Consider the following 24,844-nt stretch of genomic DNA (forward strand, 5'->3'; position numbering starts at 1 on the left):
ACAGAATGGCCGGACAGAATGTTCCAGATAATCCCTACATCGCCGCGCGCAACGAATGGAACGAGCGTTATGGCTCGTACGTCAAAGCGGCAGCCGCCTGGCGCGTCGTCGGCATTGCCGGCATGACCATGGCGGTGATTGGCTTTGGCTACGCGCTCTTCCAGAGCACGCAGGTCAAGCTGATCCCTTATATCGTTGAAGTCGACAAGCTTGGCACATCAGTCAACGCCGGCTTCCCGCAGCAGATCGAATATGCCGATCCCCGGGTGGTGCGCGCGACACTCGGCAGCTTCGTTTCGAACTTCCGGTCCGTCACGCCGGACGCGGTCGTGCAGAAGCAATATATCGATCGGACCTATGGGCTGCTGCGCACCTCCGATCCCGCGACGGAAAAGGTGAATGCTTGGTTTCGCTCGAATTCGCCCTTCGAGAAGGCGAAGACCGCAACGGTGGCGATTGAGGTCAACAACATCGTCGCGTTGTCGAACCAGAGCTACCAGATCGACTGGACGGAGTTCGAGCGGGACCGCCGCGGCAAGGAGACCGCCACGCGCCGCTTCCGCGGGATCGCCACTGTGACACTGACGCCGCCCCAGGATGAGGGTGTCATCCGCCTTAATCCCATCGGTCTCTATCTCCGCGACTTTGATTGGACTGCGCAGCTTTGAAAGGCATGGCCCGGAACATGAACAGATCATACGAACTATCTCGGGTCACGATGAGCGCCGGCATCATTGCTATCGCCGTTGCTGCCTCCTCCGCCTTCCCGTCTCATTCTTTCGCCGCTGATGGTGTCACCGCCAATGAGGCGAAAGGCATGGGGATTTCGACACAATGGCGTGGAAGTCGCGGGCTCGTGACGAAAGGCGCGGATGGGAAGGTGGTCTTCCTTTATGGCGAGGTGCAGCCGTCCGTCGTCTGCTCGCCGTTGCAGGTCTGTGACATCGAGCTCCAGGGTGGCGAGGTCGTTCGCGACGTGCTGGTTGGCGACACTGTGCGGTGGAAGGTCGAGCCCGCGACATCCGGTGCGGCCGGGGGGCAGGCGATTCACCTGATCGTCAAGCCGTCGGAGCCGGGTCTAGTGACCTCGATGGTCGTGACGACGTCGCGACGGACCTATCATATCCAGCTCAAGTCTCATCCAACCCAGTATATGGCGCGTGTCGGCTTTGAATATCCAGAGGACGTCTCGGCCAAACTTGCCGACGTCAACGCCCGGCTGGAAGCCAGCACCATTCCCGGCGCCGGGGTTCCGGCCGAGCAATTGAGCTTTGCCTACTCCGTCTCGGGCAGTGCCGGCTGGCGGCCGACGCGGGTCTATTCCGACGGGCAGAAGACCTACATCCAGTTTCCGCGGTCGATCTCGGGGCAGGATGCGCCGGTTCTCTTCGTCGTCTCCGGCGGTCAGAACCGCATCGTCAACTATCGCATGAAGAGCAACATGATGGTGGTCGACTACAACATCGATCGTGCTGTCCTCGTCTCCGGCGTTGGCTGGAAACAACAGAGGGTGACAATCAGCAGGGGAGGGCGGTGATGCCAGGCCTCCTTCGCCATACCCGTGATCGTTTCGGCCCAATCCGGTGCCTCGCCACAACCGGTGCCCTCGCCATCCTCCTTTCCGGTTGCCAGTCGATGGACAACGGTGGTCTCGGATCGAGTGCCGCACCTCCAGAAATCTCGGGACCAGCGGCGGGCGCCATCGCCGGCGACATGGTCAGCCGTCTTGCCGAACAGATCGGACAGGGGAAGGCAACCGTTGTGCTCAAACAAGACGGTTCCCCATTCGGACAGGCGCTTGAAGCGGCATTGAAGGGTTGGGGTTATGCCGTTGTCACCGACCAGAAGACGGATAGCGGCGCCGTCGTCATTACGCTCGCCTATGTCATCATGCCCTATGACGGCCAGGTGCTCGCAAGGCTCTCGACCAGCAGTGTCGAACTCGGACGGGCCTATACCGTGACGACATCGGGTGCGACACCGGCGAGCGCAGTGTCGCTGATGCGGCGAGGGTGAGGGAGGACATCATGGTGCAATCCCTCAAACTCGGCGGTGCGCAAAACAGTCAGGCCACGGCCGGTGTCAAGCGGGTGAACCGTCTGCCGGTCATCGTCGTGATTGTGCTGTTGGTCGCCTTTCTCGGCATCATCTTCTTTGGGTTCGCCTCGCGCGGGCTCTACTTCGGCAAGGATAGCGGCCCGGACACCAGCTCGGGCAATCCGGCCTCGACCTATGCCGACCAGATCAAGCGGGGCGTCACCGACGGCATCATTGGCGAGCCACAGCAGCAGGAAACGTTTCAGCCGACGCCGGTCGAGACGAAACAGGCCGAGGAGAAGGCGGCAAATCCCTTTACGCAGCAGCCGGAACAGAGACAGGAGCAACGGCGCGGGCAGGAACTGGAACCGGAGGAAGTTTGGCGGGCGCGTCTTGCTCGTGAGCAACAGGAACAGATTCTTCGCGAGCAGCAGCGCCAGCGGATGGCCCGAATGCAGGCGCGAGACACCGCCTACGACGCGCCGCTTGCCATCGATCGCGGCAAGCTGGAAGCGCGGTCGGAAAGAGATGAGGGCGCGGGGGGCCGGACGACGACAGCCGCCGCGAGCGCAAACGCCTCCGACCTTTATGCCGCGGCCCTACGCGCTGGTCTCGGCGGCCAGAATGTCGATCCGAATGGACAGAGCTCCAAGGAAGACTTCTTCAATGCCGACCTCAAGGATCTTGGCTATCTGCCAAACCGCGTCGTACCACAGCAGTCCCTGTACGAACTGAAACGCGGCTCGGTCATTCCGGCGACATTGATAACGGGCATCAATTCCGACCTTCCGGGTCGGATCACCGCGCAGGTCAGCCAGAATGTCTATGACAGCGCAACTGGTCATCGCCTGCTGATCCCGCAGGGCACGAAACTGTTAGGACGCTACGACAGCAAGGTCTCGTTCGGCCAGAGCCGGGTTCTCGTCGTTTGGTCCGATATCATCTTCCCGAACGGATCGACATTGCAGATCGGCGGCATGGCCGGCACGGATGCGGAAGGCTACGGCGGCTTCAAGGACAAGGTGAACAACCACTATCTCAAAACCTTCGGCTCGGCGGTCATGATCGCGCTGATCGGGACCGGCATCGACATGGCTGTTCCCCAGAGCTCGACGCTTGCCACCCAGGATACGGCATCTGATGCGGCACGGCGCAACTTCGCCGAAACGTTCGGGCGAGTGGCTGACAGGACAATTCAGCGCAACATGGACGTGCAGCCGGCGCTGCAAATCCGGCCCGGTTACAAATTCAATGTGCTAGTAGATCAGGACATTGTCTTTCCAAGCCAATATCGATGAACCGCTGACAGTCAGATCGGTAATGTCCCCCTTTACATCCACCCCCACTACATGTCTCAACCATAATGTACCGGATGACGATGCAAACTAGACCTGGCTCATCAAGTGCGAGGCCGCCATGAAAATGGATCTGCACGGCGCTTTTGCTGAGGGACAAACCGCGCGACCACGTCGGCCGGCTCGCTAGCTTCATGGGCTGGCGTCAAGGCCAAGAATTCCACGTAACTTTCACGTAATTTTCGGCGGCCATACGTTTTCCGCGTTAGTGCTTTGCAACGATTGACAGACGGCCCTTGTAGCCTTGGATCGGGAGGATAGCCAGGCCATCCATATTTTCGGCGGTGAAACGTCAGAAATGATCGCGTCTCATGCTCTATCCATGTCAGTTTTATTAGGCGTGCGCTCAACTATGGGGAGCTGCGCTCTATGGAAACGTTTTGCGAAACCGTGGTCTTACCGTGTTGCGCTCATCCCTTGAGGATCAGATCTATTCCGTTGACGACGAAATCCAATCGAACTCACTTTAACTCAGAATGTCCCGCCTGCGCCGAAAGCTTGGCGAAGCGGAGGCCGAGATTGTTATCAAAATTCGTGGAATAGACTGCTGTCATCATGAGCACAAATAAAGCGGCCGGATCATCCCTTCGCTGGCGTTTCACTTTTGGTTTTATTGTCCTGCAGCTCTGCGCGGTTATCACCTCGCTGGGCCTGGTTTTTTATCTCCTTTCCGGCCTCAAGCCCGATGTCGCTATCACATCCATCTGGCTGTCTCAGGAAATCGCAGACTCGGTCCGTCTTGAGCCGAATGGCCGGACCCATCTGGCGCCGACGGCCAGACTGCAGGAGTTTATAGAGGACGCTCCTGACCTGTGGTTTGTGGCAGACCTGGGCAAAGATATTGTTTTGGCGCACGGCGCGCCGCCTGAGAAAATTGCCGACAACATGCCATTCTTGCGGACGTTCACGAGTGTCGAACTCCACGGTGATCTGAATGACCCGTTGAGTGTAGCTCGGATGCAGCGCTTTGATACCCAGGCAGGGGAGGCGACAATTTTTGCCGGCGGCGTTTCGATGTCGCAATATGGTGTGACCGTACTGTTGGGAAACCTTGCGGTCGGCGTGCCGGCGCTGATCCTCGTCGCCATTTCCCTGATTGGCGTCCCGTTTGTCACGCGCTGGGCTTTGCGGTCCTTTGGCGATCTTACGGCGCGTCTTGACAGGATTGATCTCGACACACGCGGCGCCCTGGTGGAAGAGCGTGGCTTGCCCAATGAGGTGCTTCGCCTGGTGCGCGACATCAACAGGGCGTTGCGCCGTCTTGATAGTGGCTTTGAGGCGACGGAGCGCTTCTTTGTCAACGCGGCCCATGAACTTCGAACGCCGATCGCCGTCCTGCAGGTGAGAATCGATACGCTTTCACCAAGTGAGGACAAAACACACCTGCAGACGGCCATCAAGCGACTAACAGCGATCGCGAACCAGCTTCTGGACACCGAGAAATACCGGCAGAAGCCCCAGCAGAATGCACCTGTCCATCTCAACAGCGTTGTGTCCAAGGTGGTTGCCGACCTCGCTCCCCTGGCGATCTCCGAAGGCTACGAAATTTCGTTCGACAGCGACGCGGAAGATGTGTTTGTCCCTGGCGATGCCGAAGCTCTGGAGCGGGCGTTCGTCAATCTGGTACGGAACGCAGTCCAGTACGGAGGTGGAAGAGGACAGATATCGGTCGGTATTGAGGCTGACGGCAGCGTGACTGTCGCCGATCAGGGTTGTGGAATTGCGAGCGATAAGCATTCGCGCATATTTGAGCCTTTCTTCCGCGTCAACCCTCACGGCTCAGGTGCAGGACTGGGGCTCAGCATGGTCAACGAGATCGTGACCCGCCATGGCGGCTACGTCGAGCTTTCTTCCGCGCCAGGTAAGGGCAGCACCTTTGTAGTGCGCTGGCGCGAGAGGCGCGTTCTTCAGCAGCGGTAGAGTCGTCTTCATCCGTCGATGTTGGCTGGGCACGGCCGCGAGTGCCCGACGTCTGACGGGCAATCTCTGGCGCGTCATCCACACTGCAAGCACTCTTGTCGGTCGGTTGATTTTCTAGCGCGTGCCTGACGGGAGAGGCGCGACGACAGCTCCACGTAATTTTGCGGTAACTCTCGTGACAGAGAAAGCCCGCAGATTTGAATAGCGCGGACCAAGACTTGATGACACGACACATTACCCGCAAGCGTATGATCCTGGCGGCAGTGACCCTTGTCGGGCTGTTGGTTGTCTGGCTCGTGTTTCTGCGTCCACCAGCGAAACCTGAACTGGTGACGGCGCAGGCGCGAACGGGTGACATTGAAGAGGTCGTGTTGGCGACAGGGGTTCTCGAACCGCTCGAGCTAGTGCGCGTGGGCGCCCAGGCCTCGGGACGCATTGAGCATCTGGCTGTCAAGATCGGTGATATCGTCGAGGCTGGCCAGTTGGTGGCCGAAATCGATTCCCAGACACGGCGCAACACCTTGAGGGACCGGGAAGCGGCTTTGGCCAACATCCGCGCCGTTCACGCCGCGCGTAGGGCCGGTCTGGTGAAAGCCGAGAAGGATTTCGAACGCGAGCGTGACCTGCTGGCTGGCGGCTCGACGCCGCGCGCCCAGTATGACGCCGCGGTCGCCACGCGAGACAATGCGCGTGCGGAGGTCCAGGCACTGGAGGCTCAGATCACCCAGGCGCAAGTCGCGCTCGAATCCGCAGGTGTAGAGCTGGGCTATACCCGTATCACCGCCCCAATTGCCGGCACCGTGGTGGCGATCGTCACTGACGAAGGCCAAACCGTGAATGCTCTGCAGACCGCGCCGACCATAGTCATGATCGCACGATTGGACACAATGACGGTGCGCGCGGACATCTCCGAGGCTGACGTCGTGCGTGTAAGCCGTGGCTTGCCGGTCTGGTTCAGCATTCTTGGTGATCCGAAGCGCCGTTTCGATGGAGAGTTGCGGCAGGTCGAACCGGCCCCAGCCTCCATCGCCAACGATGGCAACGCCGCCGCGAGCGGAGTTGGCTCAACCAACGGGGCTGTTTATTACACCGGGCTGATCGACGTGCCGAACACGGACGGGGTCCTGAGGCCTTCGATGACGGCGCAGGTGTCCATCGTCTTGAGCCACGTCAGCGGCGCCGTGCTGGTTCCACTCAGCGCAGTGGAAGGGGCACCCCGGGCCGGTGATACGGCGCGTGTGCGGATACTGGACGCAATGGGCGAGGTCCAGATCCGGCAGGTACAGGTCGGTATCGACAACGGCGCGGACATCCAGATCCTTGGCGGTCTTCAGGCGGGCGAGACCATCGTCCTGGGAGCATCCACGGACGAACGCGCGGATGGCCAGGCTCAATTGGCCGCGACGAAGCGATAGGGCGCGCTATGAAAGAACCACTGATGCGCGTCCGCGGGGTATCTCGCGCTTTCCCCGCAGGCGACGAGATGGTGCGGGTGCTGAAAGACGTCGACCTCGACATCGAGGCCGGCGAGATGATGGCGATCATTGGTGCTTCAGGCTCCGGCAAGTCGACGCTGATGAACATCCTTGGCTGCCTCGATCGTCCGACGGACGGCAGCTACTGGATCGAAGGACGCGAGACCTCGAAGATGTCCGTGGACGAACTCGCCGCGCTACGCCGTGAGCGTTTTGGTTTCATCTTTCAGCGTTATCATCTGCTTGGCGATCTCAGCGCGGCCAGCAACGTCGAGGTGCCAGCCATCTATGCCGGACGCAGCCGGTCCGACCGGCACAAGCGAGCCATCTCCCTGTTGACGCGATTGGGCTTGGCCGAGCGGACGGGCAATATCCCGGGCAAGCTTTCGGGCGGCCAGCAGCAGCGGGTGTCGATCGCCCGCGCCTTGATGAATGGCGGCGAGATAATTCTAGCCGACGAACCGACCGGAGCACTGGATACAAATAGTGGCGCAGAAGTCATGAAGATCCTGCGCGAGCTTCACGCCGAAGGGCACACCATCATCCTCGTCACGCACGACAAGAAGATCGCCGAACACGCGGATCGGGTTGTAGAGATCAGCGACGGCGTTATTATTTCCGACGAGCGAAATGTATCCAGGTCCACGACGGCCCGTCCCGTCCGCGAGCACGCCCCGGGCGCTGGCTGGCGTGGTGCAATTGACCGGATGACTGAGGCTTTTCGTATGGCGGGTGCGGCAATATGGGCGCACAAAATGCGCTCGCTTCTGACCATGCTCGGCATCATCATCGGTATCGCCTCGGTAGCGGCTATCTCGGCGCTGGGCGCCGGCTCGCAGCGGCAAATCCTGAACAGTATCAGCTCGCTCGGCACCAACACGATCGAGGTGCGGGCCGGGAAAGGCATTGGCGATCTGGAGGCGGGCAAGATCCGGACACTCGTTCCTGCTGACGCCGAAGCACTGATGAACCAGCCCTATGTCGACAGCGTGACGCCAACCGTCGCAACGACCGTAACGGTTAAGCGCGCTGCCGTGGCCGTCACCGCGACAGTTACCGGAGTCGGCGCGGACTTCTTTCGTGTGCGGGGCCTTGAGCTGGCGAATGGACAACTATTCAACGCCCAGGACGTCACCGCTTACAGCCAGAAAGTGGTGATCGATGCTAACGCCGCGCGAGACCTGTTTCCAGACCGGGTAAACCCGGTGGGACAGGTCATCCTTCTGGGAACAATGCCCGCGAGGGTTGTAGGTGTAACGAAACGGGAAAACTCCTTCGGCCCGGCGGTTGATACATTGACCGTTTATGCGCCTTACACAACCGTCATGGGCCGCATGCTGGGTCGTCCGAACGTTGACGGCATAACGGTCCGTATCAGAGACGATGTCGATCCAGGCAATGTCGAGGCTGCGGTTTCGCGCCTCATCGAGCGTCGGCATGGCGCAAAAGACTTCTTCCTTACCAACTCAGCGACCATTCGCGAGACGATTGAGGCCACCACGCAGACCCTGACGTTGCTGATTTCGTCGGTCGCCGTGATCTCGCTGGTTGTCGGCGGTATTGGCGTGATGAATATAATGCTGGTGTCCGTGACTGAACGCACAAAGGAGATCGGGGTTCGGGTGGCCGTTGGCGCTCGCCGCAGCGATATCCTTTCCCAGTTCCTGATCGAGGCCATAATGGTCTGCCTTGTCGGCGGCTTTATGGGAGTGATGCTCGCCCTCGGGATCAGCGCTCTTTTTAATTTGCTGAGCCCCGACTTCAAAATGATCTTCTCTTTGGGCTCTATCATTGTGGCCTTTGCCTGCTCCACCCTGATCGGAATTGTCTTCGGCTTCCTTCCCGCCCGCAACGCGGCGAAACTTGACCCGATTGAAGCCTTGGCGCGTGACTGATGACTCGCAAACGTCTGCTCACTAGGTGCAATGATATCCGTGTCCAACATCGATATGATCGCAAAGGGCAGACTGGACGGCAGATCAACTCTAAGCGTGCAATCCGGCAGTGAGCGCTTCAGTAGCCGATACAGCAGCGCGAGGCTTTGATACCGATGTGGTGGCCAGGATGGAATCCCGAGCATCGACGTTTGATGCCGTCGCCAGCGAGGCACTCGCGCAAGTGTCTTTGATTAAATCGTGCGGAATGTTGAGAGAAATTGCATAGCCGCCATCCTTAACGTCGGGTGGAATGAGGTCTGGTTTAAAACGGGATAATGCTCTCGCGTGAGCCTCTCACGTCGAAGTTGCCTCAAAAGCCGACCACTGCCACACGAGGAGACCGCGATGAGTGGTGATATGCGAGAGAAAACTGCACTGCCAGCCACTGGCCGAAGGCGGTTCCTGATTGGCTCGGCTTTGACCGGTGCCGCCCCTTTGATCGCGCGAGGTGGGTCGGCCGGCGCCGCTGAAACTTCCTTGGCTAATGATGTTCGAAACCCGGTTGGCATCGAGTTGGAAATCAACGAGCGTACCTATCGGCTGAACGTCGATACCCGAGTTACGCTGCTCGACGCTTTGCGTGAGGAGATCGGCCTGACGGGCGCAAAAAAAGGATGCGACCATGGACAATGCGGTGCGTGCACCGTCCTGATAGACGGACGTCGACAGCTATCCTGTTTGACGTTGGCGGTAACCGCTGAAGGGCGCAACATCGTGACAATCGAGGGATTGGACGGCGCGGGCGCAGACCTGCATCCGATGAAACAGGCATTCATCGACCATGATGCTTTCCAGTGTGGTTACTGTACGCCCGGCCAGATCCTGTCGGCAGTCAGTTGCGTTCATGAAGGTCATGCCGGCAGCCCCGACGAAATCCGCGAATATATGAGCGGCAACATCTGTCGATGCGCGGCCTATCCCAACATCGTTGCCGCGGTTTCACAGGCGAGCGAGCAGATGGGAGACTGACGAGATGCAGCCATTTCACTATTCCCGACCGCCCTCGCTTGCCGAGGCAATCGTTGCGAGCGCAAGAGACCAGAACCGAACTCCGGATGTGACATCGGCCTTCCTAGCCGGCGGCACGACGCTGGTCGACTTGATGAAGCTGAATGTCATGCAACCAAGTCGCGTCGTGGACCTAAATCCGTCCGCCCGCGAATTCTCATCAATCCGGTTCGACGGCTCGGTGCTGCGCCTCGGTGCCTTCGCCAAGATGGCAACCGCGGCAGATCACCCCGATGTGGTCAACCACTTCCCTGTCATCGCGCAAAGTCTGGCGCTCGCAGCGAGCGCGCAACTGCGCAACATGGCGACCCTGGGCGGGAACGTACTACAGCGGACACGCTGCGCCTATTTTCGTGACCCATCATGGACGGCCTGCAACAAGCGGTCGCCAGGCAGCGGATGCGCGGCGATCGGCGGCGCCAATCGCCAGCATGCGGTCCTGGGTTCAAGCGAGCATTGCATCGCAACTTATCATGGCGATTTCGGCCAGGCTCTCATGGCGCTGGATGCAGTAGTAGCGCTTGTCGGTCCCGACGGTGCCAGGAGCATACCTTTCGCCTCGCTCCATCTTTTGCCCGGCCGCACACCACACCTTGAGACAAATCTGCGCAAGGGCGAGATCATCACGGAAATACTGGTGCCCGCAGGTCCCTGGACCCGCCGCTCGCGCTACGTAAAGGTGCGCGATCGCCAGTCGTACGAGTTTTCTGTCGCCTCGGTGGCCGTCGCGTTGGATCTGGAGGGTGACATTGTCAATGATGTCCGGATCGCGCTGGGCGGGCTGGCAACCGTACCCTGGCGCGCGTTTGATGCAGAACAGCGACTGCAAGGAAAGGAGTTGAACGAAACATCCGCGACAGAAGCTGCGAGAGCAGCCTTCGCAGGTGCCGTCGCGCATTCACACAACGCTTTCAAGACGAAAGTCGGGCAGGCTGCGATCGTGCGGGCATTACTTGAAACGGCAGCATTGGAGGTGCGTCGTGGCTGATACTTTGTTCCCGAAGGCGACCGGTACCATGGGACAGCCTTATCGCCGTTACGAGGCTATCGAGAAAGTTAACGGATCCGCCACCTATGCCAGCGACGTGAAACTGGCGAAAACAGCTCATGCCTACCTATTGACCAGCAAAATCGGCCGCGGCGTTATCAGATCGCTCGATCTGATCAAAGCAAGCATGATCCCCGGTGTCATAGACATATTAACCCACCAGACTGTCGGAGACGAAATCAAGCAGACACAGGCTCTTTACTCGGGTGGATATGTGGCGGATTCGGTTCGTCCGCTCGGTTCCGCGGAGATTGCCTACTGGGGCCAACCGGTTGCGATGGTTGTGGCGGAGAGTTTCGAGATAGCACGTGAAGCAGCGGGCAAGATCGATATATCCTACGATATCCTCGAACCGGCATCCAGCTTCGATTCAGCAGCGGCCGAGATGGAGGCATTGGAGCCGATGAACATGGCCGTCGGCGATTTCTCTGCGGCATTTGCAGGCGCTCCGGTCAAGATCGATGCCCGTTACTCGACACCGGTGCAGCACCATAATGCCATGGAGCTGTTTGCAACCCAATGCGTCTGGGACGGAGATCATCTGACGGTCTATGAGCCGGGGCAATATCTCAACAACATCAAGTACGGGCTGGCGGAACAGCTAGGCATAGATGCCGAGCGAATTCGAATCATCAACCGCTATGTCGGCGGTGCGTTCGGAGCAAAGGGGTTTCTGACGCAGCGTACGGCGCTTGTCGCAATCGCCGCCCGGCGGCTAGGCAGACCCGTTAAGCTCGTAGCAACACGCGAACAGGGGTTCTTTCTTTCAGCATACCGGGCTGAAACCCGGCATCACGTACAGTTGGCTGCCGATCCGACCGGCCGGCTGATCGCCACAAGGCATGAAGGCTGGGAGATCACGTCGCGCGCGGATACGTTGGCGCTCGGAGGCAATGCTATTACGCTGAGGCTTTACGCCTGCCCCAACATCGAAGGCCGGGTCAACGTCGCAAAGACGGATCGCTCCACGCCGGGCTTTATGCGCGGTCCGGGCGAAGTCCCCTACGGGTTCGCTTTCGAGAGCGCTCTCGACGAGCTAGCCTATGCCCTTGATTTGGATCCCATCGAACTGAGGCGGGTGAATGACACTCAGGTCGAACCGATTGCCGGCCTGCCTTATACAAGCAGATCGTTGATGCAATGTTTCGATGCCGCAGGAACCGCATTCGGTTGGGAGAAGAGAACGGCCGCGCCAGGATCGATGCGCGATGGCGACTGGCTAGTCGGCTGGGGTTGTGCGGCGGCATTCTATCCGACGCAGGTCGGCAATTCTGCGGCGCGCGTGCGGCTGAGTTCCGATGGCCGTGTTCACGTTTCCAGTGCCGGTCATGAACTTGGACAGGGCATGTACACGATGATGGCGCAGGTCGCAGCCGAGCAACTGGGCGTGCCGATCGAACAGGTTACCGTCTCGCTTGGAGACACCGATCTTCCGCCTGCGATCGTTGCGGGCGGTTCGGCAGGTACTGCCAGCGTTGCCACTGCCATCATGGCAGCTTGCGACGCGATCCGGCGGCGTCTGGGACTTGATGGCGCTGGCAACGGGAACGCGGTTGCAGCGATGCAGAAATCCGGACTTGGCACGATCGAAGAATTTGCCGAGACGCGTGCCCATGGGCTGCCGCCTGAAAGCGTTCAGGGTATGTATCGAGGCCGGGTTGCGATGAGCGGTGGGGTCCATTTGCCCGACCGTGCCCAGCTGACGTTCGGCGCGCAATTCGCGGAAGTGCGGATCCATGCACGAACTCGCGAGCTGCGTGTGTCGCGAGCGGTCGGGGCCTTTGCCGCTGGACGCATCATCAACCCGCGCACCGCCCATGGACAGCTGGTTGGTGGCATGATCTGGGGTATAAGCTCTGCACTTCACGAACAGACCGAAATCGACCCTCGCAACGCCAGTTACATTAACGCAAATCTCGCCGATTACCTTCTACCCGTGAACGCCGACATAGCCGATGTCCAGGCTATCATGGTTCCGGAGGAGGACAACTTGGTCAACGCTGCGGGCGTCAAGGGGGTGGGCGAGGTCGGGACGGTTGGGATGGCTGCGGCGATCGCAAACGCGGTCTATCATGCGACCGGAAAGCGGCTGCGCGATCTGCCGCTGCGTATCGAGCATGTTTTGGAGGAAGCTTGATGGCCGTGTCGCAGCCTACATTCTCAGACCTGCTCGCGGTGATCGAGCACCACGCGCGCTACGATTACGTCACGCCTATCCCGGGCCTGAAGGTCGGCCGCACGGACTCGCCCTCCGAGGTGGGCCATTCGATCTATCAACCGTCATTCGGGCTGGTGGGGCGTGGGGTCAAGGAGATGATGGTCGGCGAAACGCCCTTTCACTATGCAGCGGGAGAATCGCTGCTGTGTGCTGCGGACGTTCCGGTGACGTCGCAGGTCACCAAAGCGCATCCCTCATCTCCGTATCTCGCCATCCATCTGGAGATCGATCCGGCGGTTGTTGCCGATCTCGTTCGCGAGCAATCCGGTCATCGGGCGAAGCCACCCGAAAACCAAGTCGCGGGCAAGTACACCCTGGACCCGGACCTTATCGATCCGCTCATTCGGCTGGTATCACTCATTGAGCGGCCGCGTGACATTCCGGTCATGGCGCCATTGATCCAGCGCGAAATCGTCTGGCGTTTACTTCACACCGAGCACGGCCCTCTTCTGAGCCAGCTCGCATTCGCCAATGGACACGCAGCTCGCATCGGCAGAACCACAGCCTGGATCCGGGAAAACATTGCCGATACACTCAGCATTGCCGATCTTGCGGCGCAGGCGAACATGAGCATTCCGAGCTTTCATCGACACTTCAAGGCGGTGACATCACTGTCGCCGGTTCAGTTCCAGAAGCGCGTACGGCTGCAGGAAGCTCGACGAGTTCTATCCGGTGCTAATACGATCTCCGCTGTCGCCTATGACGTCGGCTACGAGAGCATCTCTCAATTCAATCGTGACTATCGTCGCTTGTTCAATCTGACGCCAAGCGACGATGCCGCAAACCTCAGAGCAACGCTAAAGCCCGAGGCACGCCGATCTACTCAGCAGTAGGAGTGTGGTGAAGTAGTCACGCTAGTCCCCGAAGTTCAGTCTCCGCCGGATGAAGTGTGGCTCGTTGTCTAATGCAAACTTTAGAGGAGATTGGCCAATGCGCATGCGATCGACAATCCGCTTCGGGCGGATTGGTTTTTTCCTCTTCGCCTTAAGTCTGGCCTCGATAGACGCCATGGTGGCTCCGCTGGCGGTTGAGGGCCACGGTCGGGGGCCCTCCAGAGGTTTCAGAGATTGATGTTAACTAGGCGGGATAGGATAGACGCTGGCGATGACCAGTTTCAGCGGCCTGTGTGATCGCCTCGAGCACGCGATGACGATCGACCGCGACCGCGAAGTCCGGGGCATCTGAGGTTCCGTCGCGGAGGTCGGCGGCGAGCTGGGCGTAGAGGCGGGCGACGCCTGCCGCGGGCGCTGCGAGTTGCAATTCGGGAGCCGTATATGCTGTTGGGACCTGTAGCTGCTGGACAGGCTCACTACCGCGGCGCAACGTGATGGTCACATCGCCGAAGTGGATGTAGCCCGACGCCGTCTCCACGTGCAGACTGCCTTCCGTTCCCTGAATTTCCCACACCAATCCGGCGGACTGCCCGGCACTATAGTGCAGCGAAGTGACGATCCCGCCTTCGAGAACACCCGCGACGATGATCTCGTCCGGCGCGTTCTTCAGGAGGGACGTACCATCCGACAGGCGGACGCCGTCGCCGCGCTGGTTGGCCACGACGGCGGAAACGCTCTCAAATGCGCCGAGTACGTGCGCAAGCGGTTGTAGCGCGTGGCCGAGCATGATGCTTTGAAGCGTAGCGCCATTCTCCGCACGAGCCATGTATTCGAACGGCCGGTCATATCTGCCAACCCACATTTCGTCGTTCAGATGCGCCCGAACGCTCGTGCTGAGCGGCATGCCGATCACGCCCTGCCGGACGAGGTCGCGGAGATAGCGGATCGGCGGGTGCAGCCCCCCCTGCAACCCAATGACCGTGCGCAGCCGCCGTTCGCGGGCAATCCCCTCCAGCGCTTCGGCTTCCGATAGGTTTCGCGCGAGCGGCCATTCGCAGTAGACCATCTTGCCCGCGGCGAGCGCGTCGGAAACGATCTGCTTGTGATCTGGCACCTTGACCGCAACCACCACCAAGTCGACCTCCGGCCGCAGGACCAGCGCCTGATGTGTGTCAAAGGCAAGATCGGCGCCCAGTCGGCTTGCGGTCGCGTTCGCACTTTCCATACGGGTCGTGCTGACGGCGCGGATCTGGAATGCATTGAGCGCCTGCAGCGCGGGGACGTGGGCAATTCCGCCCCAGCCTCGATCGGCACTGGCGCCGATGATGCCGACGCCAATCCGGGTGTTTGCTGAGTTCGTCATGTAGGCGTGCTCCTGTCTGGTGCAGCCCGGGCTATGCTCGCCGTGCTGCTTCACCGTGGTTTCGTTTTCGGACAAATGCTGTGCTTAGCGAGTGACCAAGCGTTGCCGTTCGCGTTGCGGCTGCTTGGGTTTGAGTCCACGTGATGCAAGCGCAGGGAGTTAAACGTGAGTCCAATGGGCCTCGAGTTCGCGCGCGACATCGGCCGGGCGCTCTATCATCGGCCAATGCGAGGCGCGCAGCTTCACGACGGCGCGTGCGTGTGTGGCATTGCCGAGCTCGTCAGCGAAGCGGTGCGGCAGAAACGGATCGTCCAGGCCCCAGATCACCAGCGCTGGCGCGGTTATGCTACTCAAAGCCGGTTTCCACTCCGCCCCGACCTCGATTGCGGAACGGTAAAGTGCGAGAATGCTTGCCCGCATAGTGGCATCGAGATGCCGCACCGATTCATCCGCCGCATCTTTTGGCATCTGCGCCTCGACGAGTTTCGCCGCAAATTCCTCGAGGTCGAGATCTTTCATCCATTGCTCGCCCTCACCTGGGGTCTGCCAGATCTTGGCGAGATAGTGCCACGGATATTCCGGATCAATCGGCCCGCTGATGCCGGTCCAGGTCCGCACCAGATCCGGTCGGATCGACGTGAGACGGCCTGTCAGCAGGCAGCCCCAGTCATGACCGACCAGATCTACGGGCTCGCCGATCTCAGCGATCCGATGGATAAGCCAGTCGAGATACTCTTCCTTTGTTGATCTGAAGTCCCGCGGCAACGGATTGCCAAAGCCGGGGAGATCGATCGTAACGATATCCTTGCGTTGAAGATGAGAGCGGACGGTGTTCCAGAGTCGGTGGGTGTCAGGTACGCCATGGACGAGTACTGCAGGCATGTCGGGATCTCCAAATGATCGATGTCAGGATGATACTGATACCCGGGTGTCGCAGAAGCCGACATTTGAGGAACCTTACGTTGCTATTTCAGGAACCTACCCAACATGCGTCCGACCACCCCATTTGATCCAATGCTCCAAAGCCACCTCGTGGAGTGAGAGTGGAAAACTAGTAGTTGATGATACCGGGCTAGCCCCCACTCTGAGACCTCCTACGTTACAAGCCATGGATCCGTCGGCATGTCTTAGGTCAGCGTGCCGCCATCCACTGTCAGGATGGTTCCGGTGATTTGCCGGGCTGCACCAGATGCGAGGAACGCCACTGCAGCCGCGACATCCTCCGGCTCGCCGTACCGGCCGAGCGGAATCAGAGCACGCTGGAAATCTCCGAACTCGCCCTCGGCGGGGTTCATTTCCGTGTTGGTTGATCCCGGCTGAATGAGGTTGACAGTGATGTCACGGGGGCCAAGTTCCCGCGCCAGACCGCGGGTAAATGATTGGAGTGCCGATTTGGTCATCGAATAAACCGTCGATGGTCCGACAATGCGTTCTGCGCCTGCGGAACCGATTGTGACGATCCGGCCGCCTTGGCCGAGATACGGCATCGCGGCCTGCGATGCCAGGATCGGGGAGCGAGCGTTGACGGCGAAGAGGGCGTCGATCTCGGCGACCGTGAAATCCGCCACATCCTTGTAGATCGCGATCGCGGCATTGTTCACCAATATGTCGAGGCCGCCCAACGCCTGCGCCGCCTCATCAACCGACCGCTTGACCGCATTGGGGTCCATGCTGTCAGCCTGGATAGCCAACGCCTTGCGCCCTTTGCCTTCGATCGTTGCGACAACTTGCGCTGCCCGATCAGCGGCGCGTTCGTATGTGATCGCTACGTCGGCGCCTTTTTCGGCCAGTGCGATTGCGATCGCGGCTCCGATGCCGCGAGACGCACCAGTCACAAGCGCACGTTTACCTGCTAGTTCACTCATCGATTTATTCCTTTCGTTATCGACAGGGGAAATGTTCGCCCGGCCGCCTTGCGGCGGGCGTCCGTGCGGCCTGCTGCCGCACAATTATTTTTTGGATTACGCGATCAGGACGGGCAGACCGCTCAAGCGGCGGTTGTCCATGTCGTCATGCGCACGGGCTATCTCGTCGAACGGATAGCGGACGGTTTCGAGATCACTGAAAATGCCTGAGCGCAGCGCATCCCAGAGCTGAGAGGTCGCGATCTCGACTGTCGGTCCCCGGACGTATTGCGGGGTGCCGCCACTGCGGACATCAACGCCTCGCCGCACAAGATCGGGGGCGGGCGCCGGCTGACCCGTCGCGGCTCCGATCGCGGCGATTACACCACCATCTCGGACACTTGACACGCCCAACGAGAAGGTCGCCCGGCCGACGAAATCATAAACGACGTCGACACCGTCTGGTGCGATCGCACGGATCTTGGCGGCGATATCTGGCTCGCCAGCGTGGAAGGCATGAGTAGCACCGGCCGCGACCTTGTCGAGCTTATCCGGCGATCCGGCGACACCAATCACTGTAGCACCCAGCGACTTCGCCCAGCGAGACAGGATAGCACCCACGCTTCCCGATGCCCCAAGTACCAGCACTGTGTCGGTGGATTTGAGATTGTGGAGACCACGCATCCCCATCCAAGCCGTCGCGCCCTTTGCCAGGTAGGTCGCCGCGATCTCGTTCGAGATATCGGCGGGCAGGCGAATTAGCGACCCGATCGGAATGATCCTCTCGGTGGCATACGCGCCTTCCGAAAAGAAGTAAGCGACCCGATCGCCGACCGACAGCCCCTCGACGCCCGATCCGACCTCGGTGATCGTCCCGGCCGCTTCAAAACCGGGGACCGCTGGCAATGCCATCGGATACTGACCTTTTCGTACCATCGTATCGACGAAGTTGAGGCCGATCGCATCTTGATTGAGTCTGACCTCGCCGGCACGGGGCGCGCGCAGGTCTTTCTCGATGACTTCCAAGACCGACGGTCCGCCGGCCGACTGCATTTGAACGATTCTTGTCATGATCTTGTCTCCGTATTTCAGATGCGCGGCGTACTGATTGCAGAAGGAAGGCGCGCAGCGATGTTCAATCGAACTTGACGAGGTTGAGAGCGGGCAGCGGGCCGCCGGGGAACTGAACCAGCTGGCTGCCGACCGCGAGCCCGCCGAGATCGATCCCGAAGAAGCCGAGGCGATCAATGATGGCGGCGACCTCGGCCTTCGCCCTCATATCGTTGCCCGAGTAAAACAGGACGCGCCTGCCTCCTTCAGAGCGGGGGTCGCCCGAAAGTTGCTTTGGCGTCAAGTGGTTGAACGCTTTGACGACGCGCGCGCCTGGTACAAGGGCGGTAAAAATATCCGTAGAGGTCCGGCCGCCGAGGTCCGCTGGTCTGTAAAGGGGCGCTTCGATAGAGTTGTTGGCATCGATTACGATCCTGCCGTCGAAGTTCAAGCCGGCGAGCGCACCAGGTATCTTTGACCACGGGACCGCCACGAGAACGATGTCTTGCGCCGCGGCCTCTTGCAGGCTTCCAGCCCGGATCGTGCTGCCTAGCTTCGAAACAAGCGTCGTGAGGCTTTCCGGTCCTCGGCTGTTTGCGATCACGGCTTCGATTCCTGCCTTGCCGAGCGCAGTGGCAAATGCGCCCCCGATATTGCCGGCTCCGATAATTCCAATGGTCATCACCCACTCCTTTACGGTTCGTGAGAATTCTGTCTGCGACGGTCGGTTTTCCCGCTACATCCTGGGCCTGATGCCGGTGGCGTTGCAGAAATCCGCTTTTGCTGTTGACTGGAATATGGCTGGCAAATACACGCAGCATAAGTCATAGATGGATTGTTTTAGTTTCAATCAATGCTTGAAGGTTACGTTTTATGGAGACACTGGCAAACCTCGAAGCCTTCGTTCGAAGTGCAGAAGCGAGCAGTTTTTCTGGGGCTGCACGGCGTCTCTCGATCACACCGGCCGCAGTCAGCCGGAATGTTGCAATGCTGGAAAGGAACCTCGGTATACGGCTGTTTCACCGCTCAACGCGGAAGCTCACCCTGACCGAGGCGGGGGAGTCCTTTCTGGTAAGCATAGGAGATAGCCTGAACCACCTTCAGGGAGCAATCGATGGGGCATCACAAACAAAGGGCGAGCCCGTCGGGGTTTTGAAGCTCAGCATGAGTTTGTCGTTCGCGATGGGATACGTTCTCCCCGCATTGCCCGATTTTCTGGCTCGTTATCCAGGCATCCGACCTGACTGGCATTTTGACAGCCGCAAGGTCGACCTTATAGCCGAGGGCTTTGACGCTGCTATCGGCGGTGGTTTTGAGCTCAATCCGGGCATCGTTTCCACGACGCTCGCACCGGTTCACGTTATCGCGGTCGCATCGCCCGCCTATTTTGCTGCACGTCGCCGGCCAATTAGCCCTGCTGATATGGCCGATCATGCAGGAATCTTGATGCGGTCCTCGAATTCGGGCCGGATACGGCAATGGATGATGCGTGACGCCCAAGGGCGCGAAGAGCGCGCGCTACTCAACGAGACGATCGTGATGAGCGACGCGGCGGCCATGGCGCAGGCGGCGATCGCGGGGTTAGGCATCGCACTGTTGGCGGTACCCGACGTGCTGCCGCAAATGGAAAGTGGAGCGCTCGAACGTGTCCTTCCGAAGTGGTATGCCGATGCCGGGTCTATATCGCTTTACTATTCGGGCCGCGTGCTTCAACCGTTGAAGACGCGCGCATTCATCGATTTCTACACAGAGTATTTTCGTCGCGAGCGCCTAAGTGCTCGGCTTGCCGGAAGTCTTACGTAACGCTCACCGTCTTTGCCACTCACGAAAAAAGGTGGCACCGGAACCGCATCAATTACTCCATATTCAACAGACGCTTGAATGTGATCCAACCGACTCTCCACTAGTGGTCTAGAGAGGGACTGCGCAAATATCACTCCACCAAATACATGAACTGGCCGGAGTGAATCATGACCAAAGAATCTTTCTCTCAAAACTTGCCATTAAGTGGCAGGATCGCACTCGTTACCGGTGGCTCACGGTCGATTGGGGCATCAATCGTCCATCGTTTGGCAGCCGACGGCGCTCAGGTCGCCTTCACCTACCGCGGATCACCTGCGAAGGCTGAGGAAGTCTCCCTCGCCATCGAGAAAGCGGGGGGACGCGCCCTAGCTATTGCAGCCGATGCTGCTAATCCGGATGCAATACGAGCCGCCGTCGCAGAGACTGTCGACAGGTTTGGAGGCCTCGACATTCTTGTAAACAATGCCGGTATTGCCTTTGCCGGTCCGATCGACGAAATCGCTTTCGATGACTATCAGGCAATGCTCGCAATCAATGTAACCGGCGTTTTCGTTGCCACGCAGGAAGCCGTGCGTCATATGAAGGATGGCGGCCGGATCATACATATTGGCAGTTCGATCACGAAATATGCCGGGGTTCCTGGGCTGTCAGCATACGGCCTTACAAAAGGGGCCGTCGCCGGTTTCAACCGGAGTTTGGCTCATGACCTGGGGCCACGCGGCATCACAGTCAACACAGTACATCCGGGCCCAACCGACACTGATATGAATCCTGCCGATGGCGAGTTTGCCGCTATGCAGATATCGCGCATCGCGGCGGGCCGCTATGGAAAGCCTCAGGAAATTGCGAGCGTTGTCGCATTCCTTGCAAGTCCAGAGGCTTCATTTGTAACGGGTGCCGACATCCGGGCTGATGGTGGTTTCACATCCTGAAATATCCCGGAGTAACGCGCAAACCGCGCTCCAACGACCCTTTTCAGTTCCAACACCTCACCAATCTACCGATTTTCAGTATGGACAATGACGGAGCGGGCGCGAGGTGACGCTGCAGGGATCACAGTTCGGCGCGCCCCGAAAACAACCACCTTTGGGCCTTAATCCGGAGAAATTCCTTTGTCTGAGACAGCATATTCAAATGAGCGCGATGATTTGCCTACAGCGCCACCTGCTTCGTGGCTAGCCGTAGTATCGCTTGCGTTTGGGGCATTTGGTCTCGTCACCGCGGAATTTTTGCCGATCAGTCTGCTGACGCCGATAGCGGGCGAACTGGGAGTTTCGATGGGTGTGGTTGGCCAGGCTATCACAGCTACAGCCGCGGTTGCTGCGATCGCCGGGCCATTTCTCATTCTGGTGTCAGGCGAGCTGGACCGCCAGAAGATTGTTTTTGGCCTGACGGCGATGCTCATCATCTCCAACGTCCTTTCGGCCTACGCCCCCAGCATCACAATACTCCTGGCCGCTCGCGCGATTCTGGGCTTCGCTCTCGGTAGTTTTTGGGCCATGATGGCCGCGCTTGCTTTGCGTTTGGTCCCTGCCGACAAGGTGCCGCGGGCTATTTCGATCATCATCATGGGTATCTCCCTCGCTACAGTCTTTGCTGCACCGCTTGGCACTTTCCTTGGAGGACTGTGGGGATGGCGCGCCGCCTTCATTGCCGGGTCCGGCATTGGCTTGGTTGCGCTTGTGACCCAGATACTGACCCTTCCCAAGCTCCCCCCCACCGCCGCGCCCGGCCTGAGCTCCTTCAAAGCGGCGCTGTCGCGCCGCTCGGTAGCCATCGGTTTTGGGACGGCATTCCTCGTCGTATCAGGCCACTTCGCCGGTTTCACGTTCGTCCGCCCATTTCTGGAAGAGGTTACGCGCCTCGACATTTCAACCGTCTCACTTGCTCTCCTGGTTTTCGGCCTTGCCGGCTTCCTGGGCAATTTCGCAGGGGGCTTCATCGCCGAGCGCAATCCTGGTTGGGCTGTCGCCTTGTCCGCATTCCTGATAGCGAGTGCCGCATTTGCGCTCACCCTTCTCGGCGCCGTCGCGGGTGTTGCGTTCACGGCGACGGCTCTGTGGGGATTTGCTTTCGGCAGTTTCCCCGTTGCGATCTCGATCTGGAATGCCCGCGCGGCACCTGATCACGCCGAAAGTGCCGGGGCACTTCTGGCGTCGATTTTCCAGGTCGCGATTGCGACAGGATCAGGTCTTGGCGGCCTCATCATCGACGGCTTCGGCTCTACTGGTGTAACACTTTACGCGGCCTCGGCGGCCCTTATTGGCGCGATGGTCATCCTCGGGTTCAAGAGGCAGTGATTGACGAGGGTCGATCTACGGGTCGACAATTGCCAGCTAAATATAGAAGGCTCTTGAAAGCGAGAGCGCATGGAGAAGCCGGTTCGCCTTCAGTCACCTGCAGCACTTCGTTGCGATCCTGCTCCGATCTCACTCCCTCGCCTTCCGTTAGACCGAACTGTTTACATCCCAAGGTGTTTTTCTAATTCGTCAATGATCCATCAGATCGTGACATCACGTCGTTCAAGCAACAACCGCGTTGCTCCGCTAAGAACCCGTGTTCGCGCGCGCACCGGAACCGGACAGTAATCACGTATCATCGACGGTGATCGAGGATGTCTTCTAGCCCTTTATCCCAGTAGGGTCGATTGCCGAACCGATTGACAAGCCAGTCGATGAACACTCTCACTTTCGGTGCCAGTTCGCGAGAACTTGGATACAACGCCCAAAGTGTCTGTGTAGAGATTAGCGGATATTCTGAAACGACTGGAACGAGTGCGCCAGATCGCAGCTCGTTCGACGCGCACCACGTTGCCATGAGAGCGATGCCAAGCCCGGCAGAAGCCGCGTCCCGCACTGCAATGCCGTCATTGATGCGAAGGCTCGGCGTGACACGCCGCTCGATCACCTCCGAACCTTTTCCTCGAAACGTCCAGAGGTCGAGCGTGCCGACGACGAGGCAGGTATGTTCCGCTAGGTCGTCGGGAGTATTGGGTTGGCCGTGTTTCTCGAGATATTTGGGCGACGCGACCAGTACCCGATTGTCCGGAGCAAGCCGCCGCGCGACAAAGGATGAGTCGCTGAGTTCGGTATAACGAACCGCCACATCGAAGGCACCCTCGACCAGATCGACGATGCTGTCCGAGATGCGCAAATCAAGTGACAGTTCGGGATATTGCCTGCAGAATTCATCCAGACCCGGCACAATATGCATTCGCGCGAACGAGGCGGGAGCGGCTACTCGCAAGGTGCCGCGAGGCGCAGCCTGCTCTCGACCAAGCGCCGCTCGAGCAGCTTCCGCTGCGAGCACAACATTTTCCGCATGTGGCAGGAAGGCGAGCCCGTCCTCGGTCAATGTCGCTTGCCGCGTGGTGCGATGGAGAAGCCTGGCGCTGAGTTTCCGCTCAAGAGCGGCGAGTTTGGCGCTCGCGCCAGCAGGCGTCAGACCCAAGTCGCGGGCTGCGGCACTGATGCTGTGCAGCTGGGCGATACGCACAAAGAGACTCAAATCGTCTACGTCCATGAGATGGCTTTCAAATTTTTGTTGAAACTCATCCTAAAACCGAGGCGCTACCGAAAGCAATCGTGAGAGATCAAATAGCACCCACAAAGACGGCGCCATGTATGGCGAGCCAGTCAAAGCCACCATCAAAGGGATCACCATGACCAAAACCATGAAAGCAGCCATCCTCACTCGCTTCGGTGGCCCGGAATCGTTCGAACTTTCCGACGTGCCGAAACCAGGTCCCCAGGCGGGACAAGTCCTGGTTCGCGTCCATGCCACATCCGTCAACCCCTTGGATTATCAGGTTCGGCGCGGCGACTATCGCGACCTGGTGCCGTTGCCGGCGATTACCGGTCATGACGTTTCCGGAGTAGTCGAAGCCGTGGGAACGGGCGTGACGACGTTCTCGGTTGGAGACGAAGTTTGGTACACGCCGCAGATATTCGATGGTCCGGGAAGCTACGCCGAGTACCACGTTGCAAACGAAAATATCATTGGAAGGAAGCCCGGCGCGCTCAGCCATCTGGAAGCCGCCAGCCTCAGCCTGGTCGGCGGAACAGCCTGGGAAGCTCTTGTCTCGCGTGCTGCCCTCAGGGTGGGAGAAAGCATCCTTATTCATGGTGGCGCGGGAGGGGTAGGGCACGTGGCCATCCAGGTCGCGAAAGCCATCGGCGCGAAGGTCTTCACGACCGTGCGCGAAGAAAACTTCGAGTTTGCGCGAAGTGTCGGGGCAGATGTCGTTATTGACTACAGGAAAGAGGATTATGTCGACGCCATCATGCGGGAAACCGAAGGTCTCGGGGTAGACGTGGTGTTTGACACCCTCGGCGGCGACACATTGTCTCGCAGCCCCAAGGTGCTTGCGCAACTTGGTCGCGTTATATCGATCGTGGATATTGCACAGCCGCAGAACCTCATAGAGGCATGGGGTAAAAACGCAAGCTACCACTTCGTCTTCACGAGGCAGAACCAAGGCAAGCTTGACGAGCTGAGCGCACTGGTGGAACGCGGTCAGCTGCGGCCGCACGTAGGCGCCGTTTATTCGCTCGCCGACCTTCCGCTTGCCCATGCGCTGCTTGAGAAACCCAATAACGGTTTGCGGGGCAAGATCGCCATCGCCATTGGCCCGTCGGCCGAAGCAAAGTGCAACCATGATTTATGAGATCGCCGTGCTGCCCGTCTATGAGGACAAAATCAGAGAGTTCGTGCGTAAGCGCGAATTTCTGCGCACCTTCTGAAGCGCTGTACTCTCAGGCATGAGGTGTCCACCAAAATAAGTGGACACCAAAACATGGATGAAGATGCTCCTAAACTGAAGGTACGGCTTGTTGGTCGCGACGGCCGCCGTCGATATGATCCTGCTTCGCGTGATCGGCTCGTTGCAGCGTGTTTAGAACCCGGCGTTTCGGTCTCTCGACTTGCGCGGGAACAGGGCGTGAATGCCAATCT

The 24,844-nt window shown here is 59.4% G+C and carries 22 protein-coding genes; 16 read left to right on the forward strand and 6 right to left on the reverse strand.

Annotation, left to right across the window (positions count from 1 at the left end; translation table 11 throughout):
* The first annotated feature begins 5 nt into the window (after nucleotides 1-5).
* The 11 genes from BM216_RS26330 (at nucleotide 6) to BM216_RS26385 (ending at nucleotide 13,831) form a co-directional block, all read left to right on the forward strand.
* Nucleotides 6-668: a conjugal transfer protein TrbF gene (locus BM216_RS26330; RefSeq protein WP_093002176.1), complete on the forward strand. Its 663-nt coding sequence runs from the start codon at nucleotides 6-8 to the stop codon at nucleotides 666-668.
* Nucleotides 669-718: 50 nt separating this feature from the next.
* Nucleotides 719-1,537 carry a P-type conjugative transfer protein TrbG gene (trbG, locus tag BM216_RS26335; RefSeq protein WP_244530347.1) on the forward strand — a complete coding sequence of 273 codons (819 nt, stop codon included), beginning with the start codon at nucleotides 719-721 and terminating at the stop codon, nucleotides 1,535-1,537.
* On the forward strand, nucleotides 1,537-2,016 hold the full coding sequence (gene trbH / locus BM216_RS26340) for a conjugal transfer protein TrbH (RefSeq protein WP_093002177.1): 480 nt from the start codon (nucleotides 1,537-1,539) through the stop codon (nucleotides 2,014-2,016). The genes trbG and trbH overlap by 1 nt, the downstream gene beginning before the upstream one ends.
* An 11-nt stretch (nucleotides 2,017-2,027) precedes the next feature.
* The gene (gene trbI / locus BM216_RS26345; protein ID WP_093002179.1) at nucleotides 2,028-3,335 is read left to right on the forward strand and encodes an IncP-type conjugal transfer protein TrbI; all 1,308 of its coding nucleotides are present in this window, start codon (nucleotides 2,028-2,030) and stop codon (nucleotides 3,333-3,335) included.
* Between the two features lie 612 nt (nucleotides 3,336-3,947).
* Nucleotides 3,948-5,312 (forward strand): sensor histidine kinase, encoded by a 1,365-nt coding sequence (locus BM216_RS26355; protein ID WP_046801764.1) that lies wholly within the window; start codon nucleotides 3,948-3,950, stop codon nucleotides 5,310-5,312.
* A 221-nt stretch (nucleotides 5,313-5,533) separates the two neighbouring features.
* On the forward strand, nucleotides 5,534-6,727 hold the full coding sequence (locus BM216_RS26360) for an efflux RND transporter periplasmic adaptor subunit (protein ID WP_046801765.1): 1,194 nt from the start codon (nucleotides 5,534-5,536) through the stop codon (nucleotides 6,725-6,727).
* An 8-nt stretch (nucleotides 6,728-6,735) separates the two neighbouring features.
* Nucleotides 6,736-8,682, forward strand: a complete 1,947-nt coding sequence (locus tag BM216_RS26365; protein WP_093002181.1) for a MacB family efflux pump subunit — start codon at nucleotides 6,736-6,738, stop codon at nucleotides 8,680-8,682.
* A gap of 387 nt (nucleotides 8,683-9,069) precedes the next feature.
* On the forward strand, nucleotides 9,070-9,693 hold the full coding sequence (locus BM216_RS26370) for a (2Fe-2S)-binding protein (protein ID WP_244530344.1): 624 nt from the start codon (nucleotides 9,070-9,072) through the stop codon (nucleotides 9,691-9,693).
* A gap of 4 nt (nucleotides 9,694-9,697) precedes the next feature.
* Entirely contained in the window at nucleotides 9,698-10,720 is a 1,023-nt protein-coding gene (locus tag BM216_RS26375; RefSeq protein ID WP_046801767.1) for an FAD binding domain-containing protein, read from the forward strand.
* The gene (locus BM216_RS26380) at nucleotides 10,713-12,917 is read left to right on the forward strand and encodes a xanthine dehydrogenase family protein molybdopterin-binding subunit (RefSeq protein WP_348272019.1); all 2,205 of its coding nucleotides are present in this window, start codon (nucleotides 10,713-10,715) and stop codon (nucleotides 12,915-12,917) included. The genes BM216_RS26375 and BM216_RS26380 overlap by 8 nt, the downstream gene beginning before the upstream one ends.
* Complete coding sequence (locus BM216_RS26385; protein WP_093002183.1) at nucleotides 12,917-13,831, forward strand: AraC family transcriptional regulator; 915 nt, start codon at nucleotides 12,917-12,919, stop codon at nucleotides 13,829-13,831. The genes BM216_RS26380 and BM216_RS26385 overlap by 1 nt, the downstream gene beginning before the upstream one ends.
* A gap of 244 nt (nucleotides 13,832-14,075) precedes the next feature.
* Here BM216_RS26385 and BM216_RS26390 read toward each other — a convergent pair whose 3' ends face one another.
* From BM216_RS26390 to BM216_RS26410, 5 genes are all read right to left on the reverse strand, one after another.
* Nucleotides 14,076-15,194, reverse strand: a complete 1,119-nt coding sequence (locus BM216_RS26390; RefSeq protein WP_093002185.1) for a Gfo/Idh/MocA family protein — start codon at nucleotides 15,192-15,194, stop codon at nucleotides 14,076-14,078.
* A 159-nt stretch (nucleotides 15,195-15,353) separates the two neighbouring features.
* Nucleotides 15,354-16,076 (reverse strand): alpha/beta fold hydrolase, encoded by a 723-nt coding sequence (locus tag BM216_RS26395; RefSeq protein ID WP_093002187.1) that lies wholly within the window; start codon nucleotides 16,074-16,076, stop codon nucleotides 15,354-15,356.
* 245 nt (nucleotides 16,077-16,321) lie between these two features.
* Entirely contained in the window at nucleotides 16,322-17,059 is a 738-nt protein-coding gene (locus tag BM216_RS26400; RefSeq protein ID WP_093002189.1) for an SDR family NAD(P)-dependent oxidoreductase, read from the reverse strand.
* 96 nt (nucleotides 17,060-17,155) lie between these two features.
* A complete protein-coding gene (locus tag BM216_RS26405) occupies nucleotides 17,156-18,064 on the reverse strand; it encodes a zinc-binding dehydrogenase (protein ID WP_244530345.1) in 909 nt (302 codons plus the stop codon).
* A gap of 109 nt (nucleotides 18,065-18,173) precedes the next feature.
* The gene (locus BM216_RS26410) at nucleotides 18,174-18,770 is read right to left on the reverse strand and encodes an NADPH-dependent F420 reductase (protein WP_093002193.1); all 597 of its coding nucleotides are present in this window, start codon (nucleotides 18,768-18,770) and stop codon (nucleotides 18,174-18,176) included.
* A gap of 191 nt (nucleotides 18,771-18,961) precedes the next feature.
* On the opposite strand from BM216_RS26410, the gene BM216_RS26415 reads away from it, so the two are divergent.
* From BM216_RS26415 to BM216_RS26425, 3 genes are all read left to right on the forward strand, one after another.
* Nucleotides 18,962-19,891 (forward strand): LysR family transcriptional regulator, encoded by a 930-nt coding sequence (locus BM216_RS26415; RefSeq protein ID WP_093002195.1) that lies wholly within the window; start codon nucleotides 18,962-18,964, stop codon nucleotides 19,889-19,891.
* 167 nt (nucleotides 19,892-20,058) lie between these two features.
* The gene (locus BM216_RS26420; protein ID WP_093002197.1) at nucleotides 20,059-20,823 is read left to right on the forward strand and encodes a 3-oxoacyl-ACP reductase family protein; all 765 of its coding nucleotides are present in this window, start codon (nucleotides 20,059-20,061) and stop codon (nucleotides 20,821-20,823) included.
* A gap of 180 nt (nucleotides 20,824-21,003) precedes the next feature.
* Complete coding sequence (locus tag BM216_RS26425) at nucleotides 21,004-22,191, forward strand: MFS transporter (protein ID WP_177230922.1); 1,188 nt, start codon at nucleotides 21,004-21,006, stop codon at nucleotides 22,189-22,191.
* Between the two features lie 295 nt (nucleotides 22,192-22,486).
* Here the strand turns inward: BM216_RS26425 and BM216_RS26430 are convergent, their stop codons facing one another.
* Nucleotides 22,487-23,413, reverse strand: a complete 927-nt coding sequence (locus BM216_RS26430; protein WP_093002199.1) for a LysR family transcriptional regulator — start codon at nucleotides 23,411-23,413, stop codon at nucleotides 22,487-22,489.
* A 151-nt stretch (nucleotides 23,414-23,564) separates the two neighbouring features.
* Between BM216_RS26430 and BM216_RS26435 the strand changes: the two genes are divergently transcribed.
* Together BM216_RS26435 and BM216_RS26440 are read left to right on the forward strand one after the other, a co-directional pair.
* Nucleotides 23,565-24,557, forward strand: a complete 993-nt coding sequence (locus tag BM216_RS26435) for a zinc-dependent alcohol dehydrogenase family protein (RefSeq protein WP_093002238.1) — start codon at nucleotides 23,565-23,567, stop codon at nucleotides 24,555-24,557.
* 129 nt (nucleotides 24,558-24,686) lie between these two features.
* Nucleotides 24,687-24,844, forward strand: a 158-nt coding sequence (locus BM216_RS26440; protein WP_143102867.1) for a transposase, incomplete at its 3' end; no start/stop codon positions are given.

This window comes from Rhizobium sp. NFR07 (assembly GCF_900111905.1).
Classification (GTDB): Bacteria; Pseudomonadota; Alphaproteobacteria; order Rhizobiales; family Rhizobiaceae; genus Neorhizobium.

What these genes read in the sequence shown, in the direction of transcription:
- BM216_RS26330 (WP_093002176.1), top strand. Translation starts at nt 6, where the DNA reads ATGGCCGGACAGAATGTTCCAGATAATCCCTACATCGCCGCGCGCAAC.
- trbG (WP_244530347.1), top strand. Translation starts at nt 719, where the DNA reads ATGAGCGCCGGCATCATTGCTATCGCCGTTGCTGCCTCCTCCGCCTTC.
- trbH (WP_093002177.1), top strand. Translation starts at nt 1,537, where the DNA reads ATGCCAGGCCTCCTTCGCCATACCCGTGATCGTTTCGGCCCAATCCGG.
- trbI (WP_093002179.1), top strand. Translation starts at nt 2,028, where the DNA reads ATGGTGCAATCCCTCAAACTCGGCGGTGCGCAAAACAGTCAGGCCACG.
- BM216_RS26355 (WP_046801764.1), top strand. Translation starts at nt 3,948, where the DNA reads ATGAGCACAAATAAAGCGGCCGGATCATCCCTTCGCTGGCGTTTCACT.
- BM216_RS26360 (WP_046801765.1), top strand. Translation starts at nt 5,534, where the DNA reads ATGACACGACACATTACCCGCAAGCGTATGATCCTGGCGGCAGTGACC.
- BM216_RS26365 (WP_093002181.1), top strand. Translation starts at nt 6,736, where the DNA reads ATGAAAGAACCACTGATGCGCGTCCGCGGGGTATCTCGCGCTTTCCCC.
- BM216_RS26370 (WP_244530344.1), top strand. Translation starts at nt 9,070, where the DNA reads ATGAGTGGTGATATGCGAGAGAAAACTGCACTGCCAGCCACTGGCCGA.
- BM216_RS26375 (WP_046801767.1), top strand. Translation starts at nt 9,698, where the DNA reads ATGCAGCCATTTCACTATTCCCGACCGCCCTCGCTTGCCGAGGCAATC.
- BM216_RS26385 (WP_093002183.1), top strand. Translation starts at nt 12,917, where the DNA reads ATGGCCGTGTCGCAGCCTACATTCTCAGACCTGCTCGCGGTGATCGAG.
- BM216_RS26390 (WP_093002185.1), bottom strand. Translation starts at nt 15,194, where the DNA reads ATGACGAACTCAGCAAACACCCGGATTGGCGTCGGCATCATCGGCGCC.
- BM216_RS26395 (WP_093002187.1), bottom strand. Translation starts at nt 16,076, where the DNA reads ATGCCTGCAGTACTCGTCCATGGCGTACCTGACACCCACCGACTCTGG.
- BM216_RS26400 (WP_093002189.1), bottom strand. Translation starts at nt 17,059, where the DNA reads ATGAGTGAACTAGCAGGTAAACGTGCGCTTGTGACTGGTGCGTCTCGC.
- BM216_RS26410 (WP_093002193.1), bottom strand. Translation starts at nt 18,770, where the DNA reads ATGACCATTGGAATTATCGGAGCCGGCAATATCGGGGGCGCATTTGCC.
- BM216_RS26415 (WP_093002195.1), top strand. Translation starts at nt 18,962, where the DNA reads ATGGAGACACTGGCAAACCTCGAAGCCTTCGTTCGAAGTGCAGAAGCG.
- BM216_RS26420 (WP_093002197.1), top strand. Translation starts at nt 20,059, where the DNA reads ATGACCAAAGAATCTTTCTCTCAAAACTTGCCATTAAGTGGCAGGATC.
- BM216_RS26430 (WP_093002199.1), bottom strand. Translation starts at nt 23,413, where the DNA reads ATGGACGTAGACGATTTGAGTCTCTTTGTGCGTATCGCCCAGCTGCAC.
- BM216_RS26435 (WP_093002238.1), top strand. Translation starts at nt 23,565, where the DNA reads ATGAAAGCAGCCATCCTCACTCGCTTCGGTGGCCCGGAATCGTTCGAA.